Annotated in this window: 3 protein-coding genes; 1 reads left to right on the forward strand and 2 read right to left on the reverse strand. The window is 65.5% G+C overall.

What is annotated here, in order from left to right:
* Window positions 1-271: 271 nt before the first annotated feature.
* On the reverse strand, window positions 272-1,732 hold the full coding sequence (locus AHiyo1_RS01435; protein ID WP_059387378.1) for a chlorohydrolase family protein: 1,461 nt from the start codon (window positions 1,730-1,732) through the stop codon (window positions 272-274).
* A gap of 36 nt (window positions 1,733-1,768) precedes the next feature.
* Window positions 1,769-2,467 (reverse strand): FadR/GntR family transcriptional regulator, encoded by a 699-nt coding sequence (locus AHiyo1_RS01440; protein ID WP_059387379.1) that lies wholly within the window; start codon window positions 2,465-2,467, stop codon window positions 1,769-1,771.
* Between the two features lie 113 nt (window positions 2,468-2,580).
* Between AHiyo1_RS01440 and AHiyo1_RS01445 the strand changes: the two genes are divergently transcribed.
* Window positions 2,581-3,540: sugar phosphate isomerase/epimerase family protein (locus AHiyo1_RS01445; protein WP_059387380.1), on the forward strand; the 960-nt coding region annotated here is incomplete at its 3' end.

The following is a 3,540-nucleotide window of genomic DNA, read 5'->3' on the forward strand; positions in this document are numbered from 1 at the left end:
GCCAGTCAGTTGTGTTGTCATGGGGGTCTCTAACGGTTCGCAGATATCGGGGCGCGCCGGACTCGGACTGGTGGGTCAAGGGGGCGGCTAGTTTTTACCTCACCACACGCAAACACCTGTCAAGTCACAAAAGGGGGCGTTCGCGGGATTGTTGGACAAGCCTTCTGCGCTCGTTCACTCGATGTTTCGTGGCGGATGGGGCCGTGTTTACATTCGAGGCACGACTACCGTTTGTTCCCAGGCCGCCGAAGGTCCTGCGCGCTGCGCGGGTTCAGCGCAGGGGAAAGCTCGGCGGAAGGAGCTCGTGGATGGGGCGGCGGGCGTAATCCGAGTCGCTCAGCGAGGCAATGTACTGGTTCAGGAATGCCTGGGCACGTTCCCGGTAGTCGCTGGTGTCCACGGTGACGATTTCGCCCCGGTCCACAATGGTGCGGCCGGCCACCACTACCCGCGTGATGTCCCGTCCGTCCGAGTTCATGATGAGTGTGCGGATGGGGTCGGCGTACGGACCAATATGGCTGCTGCTCAGGTCCAGGACGAAGTAGTCGGCCTGCGCTCCAGGTGCCAGCCGGCCCAGATCGGAACGGCCGAGGGACTCGGCGGGGTCCAGGGTGGCCGAGCGGAACAGGTCTGCGGCCTGGGCGCTTGAGCGGTCCCCGGTGAGGGTCTTGGTCATCCCCATCGCCAGGTCCATGGCCCGGATCATGTTGGGCGGGGCTGAGTCGGTGCCCAGTACGATCCGCACCCCGCGGTCGCGGTAGGAGTCATAGTTGTCGAGCATCCCGCCGTAATGTGCCATGGGGATGGGGCAGAGCAGGACCGACGTTCCGGACCCGGCGAGCAGCGCCAGATCGTCCCCGGTGCCTGCGGAGGCAGGCATGTGCGGGTGCCCGGGGATGGCCCAGGCGTGGGGGATGTAGGTGCGTTCCGCGAGGAAACCGAGATCGGCCAGGTAAGGGAGTGGACGCCGTCCCGTGCGGGCGATCATCGTCTCGACCTCGAAGAGCCCCTGGGCGGCGTGCAGGCGCACGGGGACCTTGAGCTCATCGGCGGCTTGCCGGGTGAGGCGGAGGGTCTGTTCGGTCTGCGTTTCGATCCGGGCCGGTAGCAATGCCGCCCGGATCAAACCATGGGCCCGCCCTTCGTAGTCCTGGGCGAAGCGAACGGCTTGGTCGAGGCCGTCGAGGCCGCGCCGTTCGTCCTCATGGAGCATCACCCGCTTGCCGTCCGTATAGGGGACTGCCGTACGGTAGCTCGGCCCCAGGTAGGCCCGGACGCCGAGGTCCTCCACCGCGGCGGCCGTGTCGGCAAGGTCCTCATAGTCCTCGCACCATTCGTGGTAGCTCTCGGACGCAATGGGCATGAGCGTGGTGATGCCGTTGCGGACCAATTGGGACAGGGCGAACTCGCGTCGGAACCGTGCCTGCTCGCGGGTGAACACGGCTCCGTGGTCCCCCAGGTAGGACTCGGACCAGACGAGGCCGAGCCGCCGGCCGGGATCCGGCCAGGAATCGAAAAGGGCGTGGTCGATATCTGCGAGGGCGTTCAAGTCAATGAATCCGGGGGACACGATCGCCTCCCCGGCGTCGATGTCAATGTCCACTTTCCCGGGGTAGTCCCGGCCCACGAAGACAATGGTTCCGTCCTCGTGGACCAGCTCCGCGTCGGGCAGGATGCAGAGGTCGCCGTCGGCATAGCCAATGATGAAGGCGGCCTTGATGCGCGTGATCACGGCTCTCCTTGATGGTGTTGTCGAGGTTCGGAGATCCTAGGACCCGGTGGAGCCCACGGGCTTGCCTTCCAAATCCGAAGCCTGGTTGTCCAGGATCGCTCCAGCCACCAGCATGGCGTCCTGTGGGGAGCGGTCGCGGATGGCGTCAAAAAGCTCGTCATGGCTATCGTGTTCGGCGTGGGCAGCACGGTTCAGGCCCTCGGGCGATGTCCACGAACCGTCGATGCTCTCCGCGAGGGAACCATAGATGCCAGCCAGGAGCTGGTTGTGCGCGGCGCCCACCACGGCCCGGTGGAAGTCGATGTCTGCCAGCCGGAATCCGTCCTCGTCGTGGGCTTCCGCGGCGGCGCGGCGGCGATCGAGCGCGTCCTGGAGCTTGTCCAAGTCCTCTTGGTCACGACGCTGTGCGGCGAGGGCGGCGGCAGGAATGTCAAGGCTGCGGCGGACTTCGATGGCTTCGAGCCGGTCCGCTCCCTGGAGGCCTTTGCGGAGGGCGACTTCTTGCTCGTCCACGGCGGCGACAAAGGTTCCGTCACCTTGCCGTGTCACGAGGAGTCCCGCGTGTACCAACGCGCGGAGGGCTTCCCGGAGGGGTGCCCGGCTGAGGCCCAAGGCCTTTCCGAGCTCCGGCTCTGGCGGAATACGGTCTCCGAGGCCCCATTCGCCCTCCCGGATCCGCAGGCGGATGTCATCGATCGCATCGTCGACGACGCTGCGCCGGCCACTCACCGTCATGGTGCCCTCCTTGCTAGGCAATTCGCCGATCCACTTCCGTCAACGAAGCGTCTCATATGGGGCTCGAAAAATCCACCCTTTCGTAAGACGTCTTAGAGTGTATCTTGGCAAACATGACCCAGATCACACACGTGCTACCTGATTCACGGGCCCTCGGCGCCGGCGAGCTGCCGGAGACGCGGCTGGGAGTCCAGTTCACCCGCTACCCGGGCCACGAAGACCGGCCACTGGTGGAATCGCTTCGGGCCGCCTTGGACGACGGCTTCACCCTGGTGGTGCTCAACAGCATCTCTGCGGAACTTTCGAGCGAAGCGCCCGGCCTACCGAACAAGGCCGGCGAACTGCACGAGGTTGCAGAGGAAGCCCGGCATGCCGGCGTCGAACTCCAGCTGGGCTTGGGCTGCGCAGGGCCGTTCGATGATCCCGCCATGGTTCGGGCCGGACTGAACAGGACCCTGGTTCGCGGCCTGGAACTAGGCGTCACTGAGTTCTTTGTTTACACACGGTCAATTCGCGAAGGGGCCTCGGAACAAGGCAGGTTCCTCGACCACCCTGCCCAGCTCCGGCTCATCCGGGCGAACCTCGAGACGCTTGCGTCCACAGCACGTGACGCCAGGGTCCACATCAACGTCAAGACCCATGAAGACCTAGCTTCACCTGAAGTGCACGCGCTGGTCCAGTCCTTGGACCCCGCAGTCTTCGGAATCGGATTCGATGTGGCCAACCTGGTGGTTCGTGGAGAGGATCCTGTCGATGCGGCCCGGGCGCTCGGGCCGCAGGTCCGGATGACGCATTTGGAGGACGCGGTCCTGTTCCCGCTGCCGCACGGCTACCGACGTCGCCTGCGGGCGGTGGGCGAAGGAGTTTTCGACTGGGAAGCGATACTCGGCCACCTTCTCCGTGCCGGGGTGCGCGACTTCACCCTGGAACAGCACCGGGGAAAGTTCGACGCTCCGGTTTTCGACCGTTCGTGGTTCACCCACGAACCGCACCTCGACGCCGCGGGGCTGGGCCAGTTGGCCCGGCTCGGTGTTGCAACGCACGACGGCGTGGCGCGCGGGCGTATCCCGGCG

Origin of the sequence: Arthrobacter sp. Hiyo1, assembly GCF_001263615.2 — a bacterium.
Lineage (GTDB): Bacteria > Actinomycetota > Actinomycetes > Actinomycetales > Micrococcaceae > Arthrobacter.

Bases quoted from the DNA above. Each gene is read 5' to 3' on its own strand.
- AHiyo1_RS01440 (WP_059387379.1), bottom strand. From the start codon at position 2,467: ATGACGGTGAGTGGCCGGCGCAGCGTCGTCGACGATGCGATCGATGAC.